This window comes from Erythrobacter sp. (assembly GCF_011765465.1).
In the GTDB taxonomy this organism is placed as follows: domain Bacteria; phylum Pseudomonadota; class Alphaproteobacteria; order Sphingomonadales; family Sphingomonadaceae; genus Erythrobacter.
Genome location: NZ_CP050265.1, coordinates 2,453,577 through 2,470,743, shown reverse-complemented (window position 1 = coordinate 2,470,743; position 17,167 = coordinate 2,453,577). Strand labels below are relative to the sequence as shown.

The window sequence follows — 17,167 nt, the reverse complement described above, 5'->3', positions numbered from 1 at the left end:
TGCCGCTTTGCATCTGTGCGCGGCGGGTAAGGGTCAGATCGGATTGCCGTCCTGGTCGCGGAAGATCTCGCGCCGGCCGACGTGATTGGCCGGCCCGACGAGGCCCTCGCTCTCCATCCGCTCGATCCATTTGGCGGCCGTGTTGTAGCCGACGCCCATCTGGCGCTGGAGCCACGAGCCGGACGCTTTCTGGTTCTCGATCACGATCTGGCAGGCTTGCCGGTACTTGCGTTCTTCCGGGTTGTCGGACGCAGTGAGTTCGTCCTCGAACATCAGGCCGCCGCCGTCCTCGGGTTCCTCGGTGACGGCATCGACATATTGCGGAGCGCCCTGCGCACGCCAGAAATCCGCGACCCGCTCGACCTCCTCGTCACTGACGAAGGGGCCGTGGACGCGCACCATCGCTCCGGTGTTCGGCTTGTAGAGCATATCGCCCTTGCCGAGCAGCTGTTCCGCCCCCTGTTCGCCGAGGATGGTGCGGCTGTCGATCCGGCTCGTCACCTTGAAGCTGATGCGGGTCGGGAGGTTCGCCTTGATGACGCCGGTGATGACGTCGACCGAGGGGCGCTGCGTCGCCATGATCAGGTGGATGCCCGCCGCGCGCGATTTCTGGGAGAGGCGCTGGATCAGGACCTCGATCTCCTTGCCCACGGTCACCATGAGGTCGGCGAGCTCGTCGACGATCAGGACGATCTGCGGCAGGGGTTCGTAGTCGAGCTGTTCCTCCTCGTAGATCTCGTCGCCCGTTTCCGGGTCGAAGCCCGCCTGCACGCGGCGGCCCAGCGGCTTGCCCTTGGCGATGGCGGCGCGGACCTTGTCGTTGAAGGAGTTGATGTTCCTCGAATTGATCGAGCTCATCATCCGGTAACGTCGCTCCATCTCCTCGACCGCCCATTTGAGCGCGCGGACCGACTTGTGCGGCTCGGTCACGACCGGGGAGAGCAGGTGGGGGATGTCGTCGTAGCTCTTGAGTTCCAGCACCTTGGGATCGATCAGGATCAGCCGGCACTCGGACGGCGTGAAGGTGTAGAGCAGCGACAAGAGGATGCAGTTCAGCCCCACCGACTTGCCCGATCCGGTCGTCCCCGCGACGAGCAGGTGGGGCATGGCGGCGAGGTCGGCGATGATCGGCTCGCCCGCGATGTCCTTGCCGAGGATGATGGGAAGGTTCCCCTTGGCCTCGACGAAGGCGGCGCAGGCGGCGAGTTCCTTGAGCGAGACCATCTGGCGGTCGGCATTGGGCAGTTCGATGCCCATGACGGTGCGCCCCGGAATCGCCGAAACGCGCGCGGAGACCGCGCTCATGTTGCGGGCGATGTCCTCGGCGAGCCCGACCACGCGCGCGGCCTTGATGCCGGGGGCGGGTTCGAGTTCGTACATGGTGACGACCGGCCCGGTGCGCACCGCGGTAATCTCGCCCTTGACGTTGAAATCATCGAGCACGTTCTCGAGCAGGCGCGCGTTTCTCTCCAGCGCCAGCTTGTCGAGCTTGGGCGCGGCGTTTTCGGGCGCGTCGGCGAGCAGGTCGAGCCCGGGCAGTTCGAAATCGGCGAACATATCGCGCTGGCTCGCGCGGGTCGCGGCGGCAGGCGCGCGCTGGGGCGGGGCGGACGGATCGACGATCTGAGGCGCGCGGCGCGGTTCGGCCTCGGGCATATCCTTCGCATTCGGACGCGGCTCGGGCGCGGCCTTGCGCTTCGCCCGCGGGGCGGGGGCAGCGTCCTCGTCGTCTTCGAAGTCGTCGCTTTCGCCGCGCTGCAGGAAGGCGGGAAGGCGCGCGCCGATCGCCGGGCCGAGCGAGGCGCCGCCGAGGAAATTCGGCAGCGAGAGCAGCATCCGCCAGTCGATCGCGAAGATCCGGGTCAGCAGCGCCGTCGCCACGGCGAGGCAGGCGATCGCAAGCCCAAGCGTGACCCAGCCTGCCGCATCGCCCGCAACGCGAACCGCCAGAGCTTCCACCGCCCCCGCGCCGAGCAGCCCGGCAATGCCGCCGAGCTGCGCCGGGAGGCTGTCCGTCGGCCGGTCGAAGGCGAGCGAGAGCACCGTGCCGAGCAGCACCATGGCAAGCAGCAGCAGCGCAGCCGGACGCCACCAGCGGGTGCGCTCCTCGCTCTCGTCCGTGACCTCGACATCGCGCCACAAGCGGCGCGCCGAAACGTAGAGCAGCGGCAGCAGCAGGTAGGCGGTCAGCCCGAAGGCGAGCAGGACCGCGTCGGCGACCAGCGCGCCGCTCGCGCCCATCCAGTTCGACACGCTGCCGGGCGCGGCGGCGGTCGAGACGCTCGGGTCGGTCTGGGTGTAGCTCACCAGCGCCAGCGTGAGAAACACCAGCCCCGCGAACAGGAGCCCCGCGCCCGTCATCTGCGCGGCGCGGCGCAGGCTGCGGCGCAGGCCTTCGCGCCATTCGGCGTCGGATTTGCGGGTCGTCATAGCGCGGCTTGCCAAGGGATCGCCTCCTTACGGGAACGGACCATGAATCCTCGGCGAGTCCGGGTCAAGCGCCCTGCGGCGGGGCGAGGGGTTCACGAAAGCCCGTCGATCGCCGCCCAGCGGCCCCATGCGAGCCTTTGCGCGCCCTTTGCGTCCATCCCGCCGAGTGCGATCACGGGCGCTTTCGACCGGGCCGCGAGCAGGCGGAAGCGTGCCGGGCCGAGGCAAGGCGCGCCGGGGTGCGAGCGGGTCGGGAAGGCGGGCGAAAGCAGCACCGCGTCCGCGCCGAGCCGGTTCGCGAGGCCGATCTCGCCGAGGTCGTGCGCGGTGGCGAGGTGGAGCAGGCCCGCCCGGCGAGGCCACAGCGCGCGCGGCGCCCCGTAGATGCCGTCCGCCCCCCACTCGGTCGCGGTGAGCGCGCTGTCGGCGAGGATGACGATGTGTTCCCGCGCGCGCGCGATCCGGGCAAAGGTCCGAAACCGCGCGAGCCGCTCCGGCCCATCGAGATGGTAGTGGCGATAGACGAAGCCGCTCCCGCGCGGCAGGCGGCCCAGCGCGCCTTCCAGCCCTGCATCATTGCGCTCGTCCGACAGCAGCCACAGCGCGGGAAGGGACGTTGCATCGCTCACGCCCGCGCTATAGCGCGACGCCATGGAAAACGCAGCAACCCGTCTCACGCAAGTCGAAGCCAATATCGCGCGCATTTGCAAGCCTGCCCGGCGCGAGCCTGCGGAGGTGACGCTGATCGCCGTCTCCAAGACCCACCCGGCCGAGAAGATCGTGCCGCTGCTCGAAGCGGGCCAGCGCGTCTTCGGTGAGAACCGCGTGCAGGAAGCGCAGGCGAAATGGCCTGCGCTGCGCGAGGAATGGCCCGAGGTGGAACTTCACCTCATCGGGCAGCTTCAGTCGAACAAGGCCGAGGACGCGGTCGCCCTGTTCGACTGCATCCACTCGCTCGATCGGCCGAGCCTGCTGAAGGCGCTGGCGAAGGCGATGGACAAGGCGGGCAAGCGCGTGCCGTGCTTCGTGCAGGTCAATATCGGCGACGAGGAGCAGAAGGGCGGCTGCCCGATCGGCGAATTGCCCGCCTTCCTCGAACAGGTCCGCGCCGCCGAGATTCCGCTCGCCGGGCTGATGTGCATTCCGCCCGCCGACATCGAGCCCGCGCCCTTCTTCGCCCTGCTTGCGAAGCTTGCGCGGGACAACGGGCTGGACGGCCTCTCGATGGGCATGAGCGGCGACTATGAAACCGCGGTGCAGCTTGGCGCGACCCACGTGCGCGTCGGAACCGCCCTGTTCGGCGCCCGCGACAAGCCCTGATCCCCAACGAAAAAGGGGCGCCCCGTACCGGAGCGCCCCTTCGTTCGATAGTCCCGGTCGCGCAGCGACCGCAAGGCCGACTGGCCGCCCGCAGCGGGCGCAGCTCTGCTGCGCGTCTAGCGAGGATGATCGCCCGGATGGGCGATCATCCCACAAAAGACCCCTCAGAACTCAAACATCGCCTCGATGCCGATGTTGCGCCCGCGCTGCAGCGGCGAGAGCGTCCCGCCGGTCGGGTTGTTCGCGAAGGGAATGCGCTGGCCCGTGCTGAGCGGCCCGCCGAACGGCAGCTGGGTGTCGCCCCCGGCCTGCACCTGGTCGAGCAGGTTGCGCCCGTAGACCGACAGCGAGAAGCCTTCGATCGGGGTCACCCAGGTGATGTTCGCCTCGAGGTTCGAAAGGTCCTGGATCCAGCCGAGGTTGTCGTCGGTGAAGGCGAATTCGTCGCGGTACTGGTAGTTCACCCGCGTCACGATCTCGCTGGTATCGCCGACATAGAGCTCGTGGATCAGCCCGACGCCCCAGGTGACCGCCGGAATGCGCGGGATGCGCAGGTCGAAATCGGCCTGGTCGATCACGCCGTCGCCCGAGATGTCGAACAGGATTTCGTCGTACTGGTCGTCGATGATGCCGACATTGGCGTTGAACACGAAGGTGTCGGTCAGCCGGATCGTGGTTTCCGCCTCGAAGCCGCTGATGGTCGCATCGGCGGTGTTGAGGATGTTCTGCACCACGCCCGCGCCCGCATCGGCGACGTTCACTTCGCGCTGCATATCCTTCACCTTGGTGACATAGCCCGCGACGTTGAGGGTGAAGACACCGTCATAGGTCTGGAACTTGCCGCCAATCTCGAAGGTGTCGACCTGTTCCTCGTCGAAGTTCAGGCTGTTGGTCAGCGCGAAGGCCGAGTTGAAGCCCGGGATGGACGTGATGCGGAAGTTGTAGCCGCCCGAACGGAAGCCGCGGCTCCACGAGGCATAGACCTGGCTGTTGGCGAATTCATACTGCAGGCCGAGCCGCGGCGACAGGTTGCGGAACCGCACGGAGTCGGTGAAGCCGTCGGTTTCGGTCGCCGGGTCGAACGGCTGCGTGCCGGTCGGGCAGGTCTGCGCGACCACCGAGCACGGCGCGCGCGGGATGATGTAAGTCACCGCGGCGTCCTTCGTCTCCTGGTTCCAGCGGATGCCGGCGAGCAGCGAGACGTTGTCGACGAATTCCCAGTTCGCATTGGCGAAGACCCCGATGACCTCGTGGTCCTGGCGGCCGCCGCCGAAGAAGACCGGCGGCTGGAACGCCGGCGGCAGGTCGCGGCGCAGCTCGCGGCCCTCGTCATAGGCGAGCGTCTGGTCGAACCAGAACCCGCCCACGGTGAGGTCGACCCGGTCGGTCGAGACGGCATAGCGCAGCTCGTTCGAATACTGCTCCTGCTCGGTCAGCGTGTTCGAGTGGAACAGGAACACCGGCGTAGAATCGATGTCGCCGCGGGTGCGCGCGGTGTAGTCGCGATAGCCGAAGATGTTGGTCAGCGTGCCGGGGCCGATGTCCCATTCCGCGGTCAGCGAGCCGGTCCAGATCTCGGTGTCGTAGAAACCCGGCTCGTCGATCGAGAAATCGAAGCTTTCGCGGTCGAAGAAGCCGCGGTTCTGGCCGGAAGGACCGTCGCCTTCGGAATCGAAATAGTCGGCCTTGGCGGTCAGCGTCAGGTCGCCGAGCCGCGCTTCGAGCGCGCCGCGCAGGATGTAGGTTTCCGCCTGGCCGTGGTTCGATCCGTCGAACAGGTTGGTGAAGTAGCCTTCGTCGTTGTTGTAGTAGGCGCCGACCTTGAACAGCAGCTTGTCTTCGATCAGCGGGCCGGAGATGACGCCGCTCGCGGTGTAGTTCGCACCGCCCCGGCCGCCGTCGACCAGCGGGCCGTCGACCGCCGCGCGGAACTTGCCGCGGAAATCCTCGGTCGGGTTGCCGGTGTTGATGACCACCGCGCCGCCGGTCACATTGCGGCCGAACAGCACGCCCTGCGGACCGCGCAGGATTTCGACGCTTTCAAGGTCGAAAAGGTCGAACACGACCCCGCCGTTGATGCCGAGATAGACGCCGTCGACGAACACGCCGACGGTCGGGTCGATCGAGGGAATCGAGGAGTTGATGCCGAGCCCGCGGATCGAGAAGTTCGCAGTGCCGCGGCTGGTCCCGATCTGGTCGAGGCTGACGTTCGGAGCCTGGTACTGCAGGCCCTGGATGTCGCGGATCTTGTAGGCTTCGAGCGTGTCCTCGCCGAAAGCGGTGACGGCGAGCGGCACGTCCTGCACGTCTTCGGCGCGCTGCGTCTTGGTCCCGGTGACGACAATGGTGTTGAGCGATTCGAGCGTGCCCTGGCGGCGCTGCGCGGGCTCTTCGTCCTGCTGCGTTTCCTCGACGCCCTGTTCGTCGGTGTCGACGCTCTGCGCCTGTGCGGCGAAGGGGGTGAGGGCGCAGGTGCAAAGCAGCAGCGCGAGCGAACGCCGCGATGCGGTACGGATATTCATGGAACGGCTCTCCCTTTTGATAGGCCGAACGCCCTTAGCGGGGAGCTTTCAAAATGCAACCAAAGTGAAACTTGCGATTTTTGCACCGCGTGATGCCGTGCCCGTTACAGCGGCTCAGGACTTCTCGAGCTCTTCCTGCCGCCGGTCGCTCGCCGCTTCGAGCAGGCGTGCCTCGATCTCGGCGAGGCGTTCGGGCGCGGACACTTTCCCGCCGGTGAGGTCCGTCACGTAAAAGGTGTCCGCCGCGCTTTCGCCATAGGCGGTGATGTGCGCGGAATGCACGATCAGGTTGGCCTCGTAGAGCGCATGGGCGAGCCGGTTGAGCAGCGCCGGGCGATCGCGCGCGGTGACTTCGATCACGGTGAAGCGATTGCTCGCCGAATTGTCGAAATCGACCCGCGGGGCGACGTGGAACGCCTTGGCGCGCGAATGGGCGAGCGGGCGCGCGGCGAGTTTCGGCACGAGGTTGCCGGTCCCGGCGAGCGCTTCGCGGATGCCCTTTTTCAGCCGGTCGATCTGCGCGTCCTCGCACAGCGGGCCGGCCTGCTGGTCCTGGACGAGAAAATTGTCGATCGCATAGCCCGATGCCGCGGTGTGAATGCGCGCGTCGATGATGTTCGCGCCGGCGAGGTGGATGCCGCCCGCCATGCGGTAGAACAGGCCCGGATGGTCGGGCGCGATCACGCTGACGAGAGTCGCGCCGCGCTCCTCGTCGACCTCGCAGTGGATCGACAGGCGGTCCTCGATCCGGCGCGCCTCGGCATATTGCACGAGGTTGCGCGCGATGATGTCCTCCGGCTCGGCCACCCAGTAGGCATCGCCGAGCTTCGCGCCGATCTCCTCGACCAGCCCCGCCTGCGCGCCGAGCAGCGCGCGCACCGCGTCCTTCTTCGCCGCGACCCGCTGCGCGCGGCCCTTTTCCTTGTGGCCGAGGCGCAGGCGTTCGGCGGCGGCGTCGTAGAGTTCGCCGAGCAGCTGCCCCTTCCAGCTGTTCCATACGCCCGGCCCGACCGCGCGGATATCGACCGCGGTGAGGATCGCGAGATTGCGCAGCCGGTCGAGCGTGCGCACCTCGGCCACGAAATCCTCGATCGTCTTGGGATCGGTCAGGTCGCGTTTCTGCGCCGTGCGGCTCATTAGCAGGTGTTCGAGCACCAGCCACGCGACCAGCTCGGTTTCCTTCTCGCCCAGCCCGAAACGCGGTCCCAGCGTGCGCGCGATGTCGGCCCCGAGCACCGAATGGTCGCCGCCGCGCCCCTTGGCGATGTCGTGCAGCAGCACCGCGACATAGAGCGCCCGGCGCGAGGACACTTTGCCGATCTCGCGTGTGGCGCGCGGATGGTCGTTTTCCAGCAGCCCGCGCTCGATCTGGGAGAGCAGGCCGATCGCGCGGATGGTGTGCTCGTCGACGGTGTAGTGGTGGTACATATCGAACTGCATCTGTGCGTTCACTCGCCCGAAATCGGGCACGAAGCGGCCGAACACGCCCGCCTCGTTCATCCAGCGCAGCGCCGTTTCGGGGTCGTTGCGGCCTGCCAGCAGGTCGAGGAACAGGGCGTTCGCGCGCGGATCGTCGCGCACGGCGGCGTCGATATGCTTCGCGTCGCGGTCGATCTGACGCAGGGTCTGGGGGTGGATTTCGAGCCCCTCGGCCTCGGCAAGCCGGAAGATTTCGATGAGGCGCACCGGGTCGTCGGCGAACCAGTCCTCGCCCGGCGCGCGGATGCGGCCTGCTTCGACCACGTAGCCCTTCAGCTTGCGCGGGCGCTGGGTCCAGCCGGCGAAGAAGCCGCTGCGGGCGGTCTTGCGGGCGAATTCGTCGTCGATATGGGCGAGGAAGATGCCGGTCAGCGTGCCCACGCGCTTCGCCTGCATGAAATAGTACTGCATGAACCGCTCGACCGCGCTTTTGCCGGGCCGCTCGGCGAAATTCATCGCGGCGGCGACTTCGCGCTGGAGGTCGAAGGTCAGGCGGTCCTCGGCCCGCCCGGTTATGACGTGCATATGGCAGCGAACCGCGAGCAGGAAGCCCTCTGCGCGGCGAAAGCTGCGGTATTCGCTTTTCGTGAACAGCCCGACATCGACCAGCTGTGAGGCGGTTTCGACCCGGTGCATGTACTTGCCGATCCAGTAGAGCGTCTGGAGATCGCGCAGGCCCCCCTTGCCGTCCTTGACGTTGGGCTCGACGACATAGCGCGAATCGCCCATCCGCTTGTGCCGCTGGCTGCGCTCGGCCAGCTTGCGGGTGAGGAAATCGCGCTCGCTCCCGCGCGCGACCTCGGCCCAGAAGCGCTGGCGCAGTTCCTCGTAAAGCGCGTGATCGCCCCACACCAGCCGCCCTTCGAGAAGGGCCGTGCGGATCGTGAGATCTTCCTTCGCGTGGCGCATGGTGTCGGCGACGGTGCGGCTCGAATGGCCGACCTTGAGGCCGAGATCCCACAAAAGGTAGAGCATCGCCTCGATCACCTGTTCGCACCACGGAGCGCGGCGCGTCGGCGTGATGAAGGCGATGTCGACGTCGGAATGGGGCGCCATTTCCGCGCGCCCGTATCCGCCGACGGCAAGGATCGCGAGCCGTTCGCCCGAGGTGCGGTTGGCCGCCGGATAGACATGGGCGGTCACGTGATCGTGGATCACGCGCAGCAGCTGGTCGGTCAGGAAGGCGTGGCCCGCGGTGATCTCGTGCCCGGCAGAAGGTTTCTCCGAGAGCCTGCGGGCAAGTTCCGCCCGGCCCTGCTCGAGCGCGTCGCGCAGCGCTTCGACCACGCCTGCACGCGCGGTGTCGCCGCGCTCCTCGACCAGCGCCGCGATGCGCTCGGCAAGGGCGCGGCGGTCGATGATGGCGCGCTGGCCGGGGACGCGCGGCAGTGTCACGGCGTCCCCGGCGTGCGGGCTGGAAGATCGGCTCGGGGCATCGCCCTCGATCTAGGCGGCGACCCGCTCGGCTGCAAACTTCGCCTTGACGGTGCGCTTGTCGATCTTCTGCGTGCCGAGCCGCGGGAGGCTCTCGTCCGTCACCCAGATGTGCTCTTCAAGCGGAACCTTGAACGGCGCGATCCGGGACAGCAGGAATTCGCGCAGATCGGCGGGGCTTACGGGGGCGCGGCCCTCCTTGACGTTGAACACCGCCGCCGGGACTTCGCCGAAGCGGTCGTCGGGCAGGCCGAAGACCGAGCATTCGGCTACATCGTCGTGGGCGTAGATCGCGTCCTCGACCTCGATACAGGCGATGTTCTCGCCGCCGCGGATGATGATGTCCTTCTTGCGATCGACGATGAAGAGATAGCCGTCCTCGTCGAGATAGCCGAGATCGCCGGTGCGGAAGAAGCCGGTGTCGGTGAACGCGGCCTTGGTCGCCTCCTCGTTCTTCCAGTAGCCGCGGAAATTCGCGGTCGAGCGGATGCACACTTCGCCGATCTCGCCCTGGGGCAGTTCCTCGCCCGCATCGTCGAGGATGCGCAGGTCCACCATCGGCACGCTCGCCTTGCCCGTGGAGCCCGGCTTGGCGAGGTAGTTCTCGTTGAAATTGCCGCATCCGACGCCGTTCGTTTCGGTGAGGCCGTAGCCCAGCAACGGGAAGCCCTCGGGGAAAGCCTCCTTGATGCGCGTCACGTGTTCGACCGGACGCGGCGCGCCGCCGGCGGCGAAGCTCTTGCACGCCGACAGGTCGTATTTCTCGCGGTCGGGGTGGTTGGCGATCTCGTAGCTCATCAGCGGGACGCCGACGAAATAGGTCACCTTCTCCTCGGCCATGAGCCGGATCGCCTCGCCCGCGTCCCATTTCGGCATGAGGACGAGCTTGCGCGCGATCGCATAGGACTGGAGAAAAAGCGGCACTTCGCCGGTGACGTGGAACAGCGGCACGGCGACGAGCGCGCAGGGCTGGTCGCTGACGTCCTCGCCGCGGCTTTCGAGCAGGACCTTGGCCATGGCCGACTGGCTGACATAGCTCATCGTGCCGTGGACGACGCCGCGATGGTCGGACCATGCGCCCTTGGACTGGCCCGTGGAGCCCGAGGTGTAGAGGATGGTGGCGAGATCGTCCGGGCCGAGCTGGCCTAGCATTGCCATCGCGACCGGGGTTTCGCCATCGGCAGGCGCCTTCCAGACATTGGCAAGGCCCTCGGACGGCGCGCTGCCGTGGTCGAACAGGACGATTTTCGCGGGGTGGTCGGTCCCCTCGAGCCGCTTGGCGCGGCCTTCGTCGGCGAGGACGATGGAACACTCGGCAAGGCGGATGCCGTATGCCAGTTCCTCGCCCGACCAGAAGCCGTTCAGGAGCGTCGCGCAGCCGCCCGACATGATGATGCCCATGTAGGCGATGATCCAGTTGGCCGAATTGCGCGCGGCGATGCCGATCCGGTCGCCTTTCTTCACCCCGTGATCGCGCACGAGGCTTTCCGCAACGCAGGTAGCCGCGGCCCACGACTGCCCGAAGGTCAGCCGCACGTCGCCGTCGACGAGGAAGGGCACGTCCTTGTGTTCATTGCAGAAATGGGCGAAATAATGCGCCAGGCTCGGCGGGGCGCCGGCGAAGGCGGGCATGGTGATGCCGTCGCGCTCGAACGGCACGGTGGCGAAGGGCTGGCCGTCCTTGGTCAGCTCGGTGATGATTGCCTCGAGCGCATTGTCCAGCTGTGTGGGCATGGGCGAAAACCTCTCCTCTCGATCCCGTTACTAGCCTCCTGCCGGGCGGGGCGGCAAGCGGCTGATCCCATCGGCACCGCGCAGCTTCGCCCACGCGCGGCCCGGACGGGCCTTCCATGGGGCGGTGCGCTGTGCCAAAGAGCCGCAGCGGGCGCGAGGCGCCGTTACGGCATATCATCTGTCTTAAGAGGTTCCCTTGGTGCTGTCGATACTTGCCGCGAGCGGAGCGGACGCGGTCGCCGACCCGATCTACTGGTCCGATCTCGGCCTCGTCCCCGGCATCCCGTTGCCCGGCGGCTTCGTGCTGCGGTTCTATTCGCTCGCCTACCTGATCGGCGTGATCTTCGCCTACTGGCACCTGTCGAAGATGATCAGGCAGCCCGGCGCGCCGATGGCGCAGCGCCATGCGGACGACCTGTTCTTCTACTGCACGCTGGGCGTCATCATCGGCGGGCGGCTGGGCTATGCGCTGTTCTACACCGGCGGCGACACGGGCATCCCTTCGGCCTTCACCGATTTCTCGGGCGACGGCTTCGTCAGCTGGAAGCTGCTGCGGCTGTGGGACGGGGGGATGAGCTTTCACGGCGGGCTTGTCGGCGTGCTGGCGGCGATCGGCTGGATCTCGTGGCGCGGCAAGCTCGATTTCCTGCGCGTGTGCGACTATATCGCGGTCAACGTGCCGATGGGCATGATGCTGGGAAGGCTGGCGAATTTCATCAATGGCGAGCTCTGGGGCCGGACCAGCGACGTGCCCTGGGCGATGATCTTTCCCGGCGCGGGTGAGGTGCCGCGCCATCCCAGCCAGCTCTACCAGGCGGGGCTCGAAGGGCTCTTGCTGCTGGTCGTGCTGCTGGCGCTGTTCTGGAAGACGCGGGCGCGCTATCGCCGCGGGCTGCTGGTGGGCATTTTCACGCTGGGCATAGGCATTGCCCGCTTCGTTAACGAATTTTTCCGCGAACCCGACCCACAACTGGCCGAGTTCGCGGCTCGAACCGGACTTTCGATGGGGCAATGGCTGACGATACCTCTGATACTGACTGGATTGATTGTCACGCTCTACGCCGTGACGCGGAAGCCGGAGGGGACCGGCAAGGCGAAGGATCGGCAAGCCGCCTGAACGGCGCAGGATCGGCAAGCCGCCTGATCGGCGAGCGGGAATGGCGCCCGCGCGGCCTGCTGCTGATCGATCCCGACGGGAGCGAGACGCTTGCGGGCGAAGACGCGCGCGAAGCGGAAGCAAAGGCGAAGGCCGCCGTCGCAGAGAAAGCGCGCCGCGAGGCGGAGGCGCGCGCAAAGGCCGAGGCCGAACGAGAAGCCGAACGCAGGGCGCGCGAGGAAGCGCAGGCGCTAGCCGAGGCCGAAGCTCGCGCTCGCAAGGAGGCCGAAGAAAAAGCAAGGGCCGCAGCGGCTGCAAAGGCGAAGGCCGAAGCGGAAGAGCGCGCGCGCCGCGAGGCCGAGGAAAAGGCCCGCGCCGAGGCGGAGGCGAAAGCCAGGGCCGAGGCCGAGGAGCGGGCGCGCAAGGAGGCCGAAGAGAAGAAGCGCAAGGAGGCGGAAGAGAAAGCCCGCCGCGCAGCCGAGGAGAAGGCGCGCAAGGAGGCAGAGGAGAAAGCCCGCCGCGCAGCCGAGGAGAGGGCTCGCAAGGAGGCCGAGGAGAAGGCCCGCCGCGCAGCCGAGGAGAGGGCTCGCAAGGAGGCCGAGGAGAAGGCCCGCCGCGCAGCCGAGGAGAGGGCTCGCAAGGAGGCGGAAGAAAAGGCCCGCCGCGCAGCCGAGGAGAAGGCGCGCAGGGAGGCGGAGGAGAAGGCTCGCCGCGAGGCCGAGGAGAAGGCTCGCAAGGAGGCCGAGGAGAAAGCCCGCCGCGAAGCCGAAGCAAAGGCCAAGGCCGAAGCCGAGGAAAAGGCCCGCGTCGAGGCCGACCGCAAGGCCGCCAAGAACCTCGGCACAACCTTCCGCCGCCTCATCCGCGAGACCGGCCCGATCAGCCTCGCGCAGTACATGGGCGAGAGCAATGCGCGCTACTACGCCAGCCGCGACCCGCTCGGCGAGGACGCGGATTTCATCACCGCGCCCGAGATCAGCCAGATGTTCGGTGAATTGGTCGGCCTGTGGCTCGCCGATGTCTGGGTCAAGATGGGGACGCGGCGCCAGCCGCACTATGTCGAGCTCGGCCCCGGCCGCGGCACGCTCGCGAGCGACGCGCTGCGCGCGGCCGGGCGCTACGGGCTCGAACCCAAGGTCCATTTCGTCGAAGGCAGCCACGCCCTGCGCAAGATTCAGCGCGACGCCTTTCCGGATTGCACCCACCACGACGATCTCTCGACCCTGCCGGAAGACTGCCCGCTGCTCATCGTCGCCAATGAATTCTTCGACGCGCTGCCGATTCACCAGCTGGTGCGCTCGGCGCAGGGCTGGCACGAACGCATGGTCGGGCTCGAGGGCGACGATCTCGTCTTCGTTGCCGGGGACAAGCCGATGGATGCCGTGGTCCCGCCAAGCTGGAAGACCGCGCCGCAGGGCACGATGATCGAGACCAGCCCCGCCGCCGTCACCCTGATGGGCGAGATCGCGACCCGGCTGAAGGACCAGGGCGGCGCGGCGCTGGTGATCGACTACGGGCCGGAGGAACTGCGCGCGGGCTCGACCCTGCAGGCGATCCGCGCGCACAAGAAGGTCGATGTGCTGAGCGCGCCGGGCGAGGCGGACCTGACCGCCCATGTCGATTTCGAACTGATGCAACTGGTCGCGGCCAAGAACGGGGCGGAGGTGATGGGGCTGCAGACGCAGGGCGAATGGCTCCGCCGGCTCGGCATCGACACGCGGCTCGAAGCCTTGCAGCGTAAGAACCCGGCCGAAAAGGACAAGCTCGCCCGCCAGCACCACCGCCTGACCGCCGACGACCAGATGGGGCTGTTGTTCAAGGTAATGGGCATCTGCGGACGGCGCTGGCCCTATGGGGCGGGCTTCGACTGACGGGCGCGCGGCGTGCTATAAGGTCCACATGATCGCGCGCCTCGCCCTCGTCGCCCTACTCTTCGCCGCCCCCGCCAGCGCTGCCGACCCCATCGCGGGACGCTGGGTGACGGAGGAAGGCGATGCGATCATTGCCGTGGGCGAGTGCGGGAAATCGGTCTGCGGCCGGATCGCGCGCTTCCTCGTCCCCCCGCCGGACGGCGTCGACCAGCGCGACATCAACAATCCCGATCCCGCCCTGCGGCGCCGCAAGCTGCTCGGCCTGCCGGTGCTTTATTCCTTCGCCGAGGAGGACGACCTGTGTCGCGGGCGGATCTACGATCCCAAGAGCGGGAAGAGCTATCGCTCGGTTGTCCGGCGCAAGGGTCCGGGCAGGCTCGAGGTCAAGGGCTGCATCGCCTTCTTCTGCCAGACGCAGATCTGGAAAAGAGCGGACTAGAGCCCGATTTCCTCCGCCAGCCAGCGCGCCGCCTCGGCGGGATCGACCTTTGCCTCGTCCTTGCGATCGACCATGTAATTCGCGCGCCGCATCGCCTCGACGTCGATCGCGCCGATCAGCGGCTTTAGCGCGGCTTTCAAACGCTCATCGCCCGCGACGCGCGGCGAGAGCATCAGCATCGCGTCATAGGACGGCAGCGCCTCCTTCGGATCCTCCAGCACGACGAGGTCATAGGCCGCGATCCGCCCGTCCGAGGTGTAGGCGCTGATCGCGTCGGCCTCGCCCGAGACGAGCGCGTTGTACATGAAGGTGGGGGAGAAATTGCGCGTCTCGGCAAAGCGCATTCCGTAGGCGTCGCGCACGGCGATCCATTCGGGCCGCTCGAAGAATTCGGGGTCGCCGCCCACGGTCAGCCGCGGGGCGACCGGGGCGAGGTCGGCGAGGGTTTCGACGCCGAGTTCGCTTGCCCGGTCGCGTCGCATGGCGAAGGCATAGGCGTTCTCGAAGCCGAGCCTTCCCAGCACCAGCACGCCGTTCGTTTCCATGTCCCAAGCCCTGATCTGTTCGTACATGGCATCGCGCGGCGCGCTGTCCTCGCGCTTCATCTCGTTGGTCCAGATCGTGCCGGTGTAGTCGATCGAGATGTCGATGTCGGAGCTCGCGACCGCGCTGTGGACCACGGCGGACCCCAGCCCGTCGCGGTATTCGACGCTGTATCCGGCCTTTTCGAGCTGCATCCCGACGAGCTTGGAGAGGATGTATTGCTCGGAGAACTGCTTGGCCGCGATCACCACCGTGTCCTCGTCGTCGCCAGCGTTCTGGTATGCGAGCGCGCCGAACACGCCGAGCGCGACCGCGGCGAGGCCGCTCGCCCACATCCAGCGGCGGCGCCTGGCAAGGCCCGTCTCGATCAGGCCGAGCAGGCTGTCCGCGACCAGCGCCAGCCCCGCGCTTGCCACGCATCCGGCGAGCACCAGCGCCCAGTTCTGGGTCTGCAGCCCGGCGAAGATCGGATCGCCGAGGCTCGGCTGGCCGATGGTCGTGGAAAGCGTCGCCGCGCCGATGGTCCACACGCTCGCCGTGCGGATGCCGGCCATGATGAAGGGCGCGGACAGCGGCGCTTCGACCAGCGTGAGCCTCTGCCACGGCGTCATGCCGACGCCGTCGGCGGCTTCGAGCACGCCGGGATCGAGATTGGCCTGCGCGGTCACGGCGTTCCTGAGGATCGGCAGCAGCGCATAGAGCGCCAGCGCGAGCAGGGCGGGGAGGAAGCCCAATGTCGGCAGGTCCTCCCCGAACACGGCGCGTAAGGAGAGCAGGATCGGGAAGAAGAGGGCCAGCAGGGCGAGCGCGGGGATGGTCTGGACGAGGCTTGCGAAGCCCAATGCGATCCTCGCGACCGGGCGCGAACGGCTCGCCCAGACCGCGAGCGGCAGAGCGACCGCGATGCCCAGCGCGATGGCCGACGCGGCAAGCACGACGTGCGCGGCGAGCTTGTCGCCCAGCCCCAGAAGGATGCCCCCAAAGCCTTCCATCAGCGCGCTTCCATCCGGGCGAGCTTTTCCGCCTGCTCACGCGGGACCGCGACAAGGCCCTGGGCGACCTCGCCGCCTGCGCCCGCAAGCAGCGCCTGCGGGGTTTCGTCCGCGACGATTTTCCCCGCATCCATCACCAGCACGCGGTCGGACAGCAGCAGGGCTTCGGCCATGTCGTGCGTCACCATCACCGTGGTCAGGCCGAGCCGGTCGTGCAGCGCGCGCACCGTCTCGCCCAGCGCGTCGCGTGTGATGGGATCGAGCGCACCGAAGGGTTCGTCCATCAGCAGCAGTTCGGGATCGCCCGCGAGCGCGCGGGCCACGCCGACGCGCTGGCGCTGGCCGCCCGAAAGCTCGTCCGGCATCCGGTCCGCCATTTCCGCGTCGAGTTCGACGAGGCCGAGCAGTTCGGCGATGCGAGCTTCGGGCAGGGTCTCGCCCGCCAGCCGCGGGCCGATCGCGATGTTCTCGCCAACGCTCATGTGCGGGAACAGGCCGATGCCCTGGAAGACATAGCCGATCCGGCGGCGCAGCGCGGCGGGTTTTGCGTCAGCCACGTCCTCGCCCGCGAACAGGACGCGCCCGGCAGTGGGCTCGACAAGGGTGTTGACCATCTTGAGCAGGGTCGACTTGCCCGAGCCCGACGCGCCGACCAGCGCGACGAAGCTGCCCGCGCCAACCGTCAGGCTCACACCGCCGACGGCGATGACTTCGTCGTTGTCGCCATAGCGACGTTCGACGCGCTCGAAGGCCAGCAGCGCGTCGCTGCGCGGGGATGCCGTCTTTTCCATGCCCGAACGCCTAGTCGGCGGCCCCTTCTTCTTCGCCCTCTGCGTCTGCGGATTGCTCGGCGGCGGGCGGGAGGTAGGTCACGCGCCTGAGTTCGATCGCGCGCCCGTCGGCATCGCGCGCGCGCATCGTCCCGTCGTCCTTCAGCCCCTTCGTCTCCCAGCACGCGCCCAGCCGCGCTTCGTCCGCCGGGGTGAAGCACAAACGTCCGTCCTCGCGCCGCTGCCATTCGCCCTGCTGCACGAATTCGCCGTTGCGGTAGTCGCGATATGTCCCGTCCGCATCGAAATGGGTGGTGTAAACCGACCCGTCGGCGCCGACCGCGAGCCAGCCGGTTCCGGCCATGGCGACCTGTTCGCTCGACTGTTCTTCGGCCTGCGGTTCGGCCGCGGCCTCCGCCCCATCCCCGCCGCCGCCTGTCGCGGTGTCGGCGGGTGAAAGCACCTCGGCGCCCTCACACGCGGCGAGGAGGAGCGGGGCGATGAGAAAGAGATGGCGCGGTCCTGTCACGCCGGCGA

Annotated in this window: 12 protein-coding genes; 4 read left to right on the top strand and 8 right to left on the bottom strand. The window is 67.8% G+C overall.

From position 1 onward, the window contains the following. Positions 1 to 33: 33 nt before the first annotated feature. Both G9473_RS11850 and G9473_RS11845 read right to left on the bottom strand, forming a co-directional pair. Positions 34 to 2,430, bottom strand: a complete 2,397-nt coding sequence (locus G9473_RS11850; RefSeq protein WP_291138428.1) for a DNA translocase FtsK 4TM domain-containing protein — start codon at positions 2,428 to 2,430, stop codon at positions 34 to 36. Positions 2,431 to 2,522: 92 nt separating this feature from the next. Next, a complete protein-coding gene (locus G9473_RS11845) occupies positions 2,523 to 3,059 on the bottom strand; it encodes a thiamine phosphate synthase (RefSeq protein ID WP_367159099.1) in 537 nt (178 codons plus the stop codon). 22 nt (positions 3,060 to 3,081) lie between these two features. Between G9473_RS11845 and G9473_RS11840 the strand changes: the two genes are divergently transcribed. Beyond that, positions 3,082 to 3,750 carry a YggS family pyridoxal phosphate-dependent enzyme gene (locus tag G9473_RS11840; RefSeq protein ID WP_291133536.1) on the top strand — a complete coding sequence of 223 codons (669 nt, stop codon included), beginning with the start codon at positions 3,082 to 3,084 and terminating at the stop codon, positions 3,748 to 3,750. A gap of 164 nt (positions 3,751 to 3,914) precedes the next feature. On the opposite strand, the gene G9473_RS11835 is transcribed toward G9473_RS11840, so the two are convergent. The 3 genes from G9473_RS11835 to G9473_RS11825 form a co-directional block, all read right to left on the bottom strand. Then, complete coding sequence (locus tag G9473_RS11835; protein ID WP_291133535.1) at positions 3,915 to 6,272, bottom strand: TonB-dependent receptor; 2,358 nt, start codon at positions 6,270 to 6,272, stop codon at positions 3,915 to 3,917. Positions 6,273 to 6,386: 114 nt separating this feature from the next. Further along, positions 6,387 to 9,146: a [protein-PII] uridylyltransferase gene (locus G9473_RS11830; protein ID WP_291133534.1), complete on the bottom strand. Its 2,760-nt coding sequence runs from the start codon at positions 9,144 to 9,146 to the stop codon at positions 6,387 to 6,389. A gap of 51 nt (positions 9,147 to 9,197) precedes the next feature. Continuing rightward, on the bottom strand, positions 9,198 to 10,919 hold the full coding sequence (locus tag G9473_RS11825; RefSeq protein ID WP_291133533.1) for a class I adenylate-forming enzyme family protein: 1,722 nt from the start codon (positions 10,917 to 10,919) through the stop codon (positions 9,198 to 9,200). A gap of 199 nt (positions 10,920 to 11,118) precedes the next feature. On the opposite strand from G9473_RS11825, the gene lgt reads away from it, so the two are divergent. Genes lgt through G9473_RS11810 form a run of 3 tightly spaced genes read left to right on the top strand, consistent with a single transcriptional unit; the run spans position 11,119 to position 14,325 of the window. Beyond that, a complete protein-coding gene (gene lgt, locus G9473_RS11820; RefSeq protein WP_291138425.1) occupies positions 11,119 to 12,036 on the top strand; it encodes a prolipoprotein diacylglyceryl transferase in 918 nt (305 codons plus the stop codon). Next, positions 11,931 to 13,886 (top strand): class I SAM-dependent methyltransferase, encoded by a 1,956-nt coding sequence (locus tag G9473_RS16035; RefSeq protein ID WP_367159098.1) that lies wholly within the window; start codon positions 11,931 to 11,933, stop codon positions 13,884 to 13,886. The genes lgt and G9473_RS16035 overlap by 106 nt, the downstream gene beginning before the upstream one ends. 28 nt (positions 13,887 to 13,914) lie before the next feature. Further along, positions 13,915 to 14,325, top strand: a complete 411-nt coding sequence (locus G9473_RS11810) for a DUF2147 domain-containing protein (RefSeq protein WP_291133532.1) — start codon at positions 13,915 to 13,917, stop codon at positions 14,323 to 14,325. On the opposite strand, the gene G9473_RS11805 is transcribed toward G9473_RS11810, so the two are convergent. Genes G9473_RS11805 through G9473_RS11795 form a run of 3 tightly spaced genes read right to left on the bottom strand, consistent with a single transcriptional unit; the run spans position 14,322 to position 17,159 of the window. After that, positions 14,322 to 15,860, bottom strand: a complete 1,539-nt coding sequence (locus G9473_RS11805; RefSeq protein ID WP_291133531.1) for an ABC transporter permease/substrate-binding protein — start codon at positions 15,858 to 15,860, stop codon at positions 14,322 to 14,324. The genes G9473_RS11810 and G9473_RS11805 overlap by 4 nt on opposite strands. Further along, complete coding sequence (locus G9473_RS11800; protein WP_291133530.1) at positions 15,860 to 16,651, bottom strand: ATP-binding cassette domain-containing protein; 792 nt, start codon at positions 16,649 to 16,651, stop codon at positions 15,860 to 15,862. Before G9473_RS11800 ends, G9473_RS11805 begins: the two co-directional genes overlap by 1 nt. A gap of 10 nt (positions 16,652 to 16,661) precedes the next feature. After that, on the bottom strand, positions 16,662 to 17,159 hold the full coding sequence (locus G9473_RS11795; RefSeq protein WP_291133529.1) for a hypothetical protein: 498 nt from the start codon (positions 17,157 to 17,159) through the stop codon (positions 16,662 to 16,664). Positions 17,160 to 17,167: the final 8 nt, after the last annotated feature.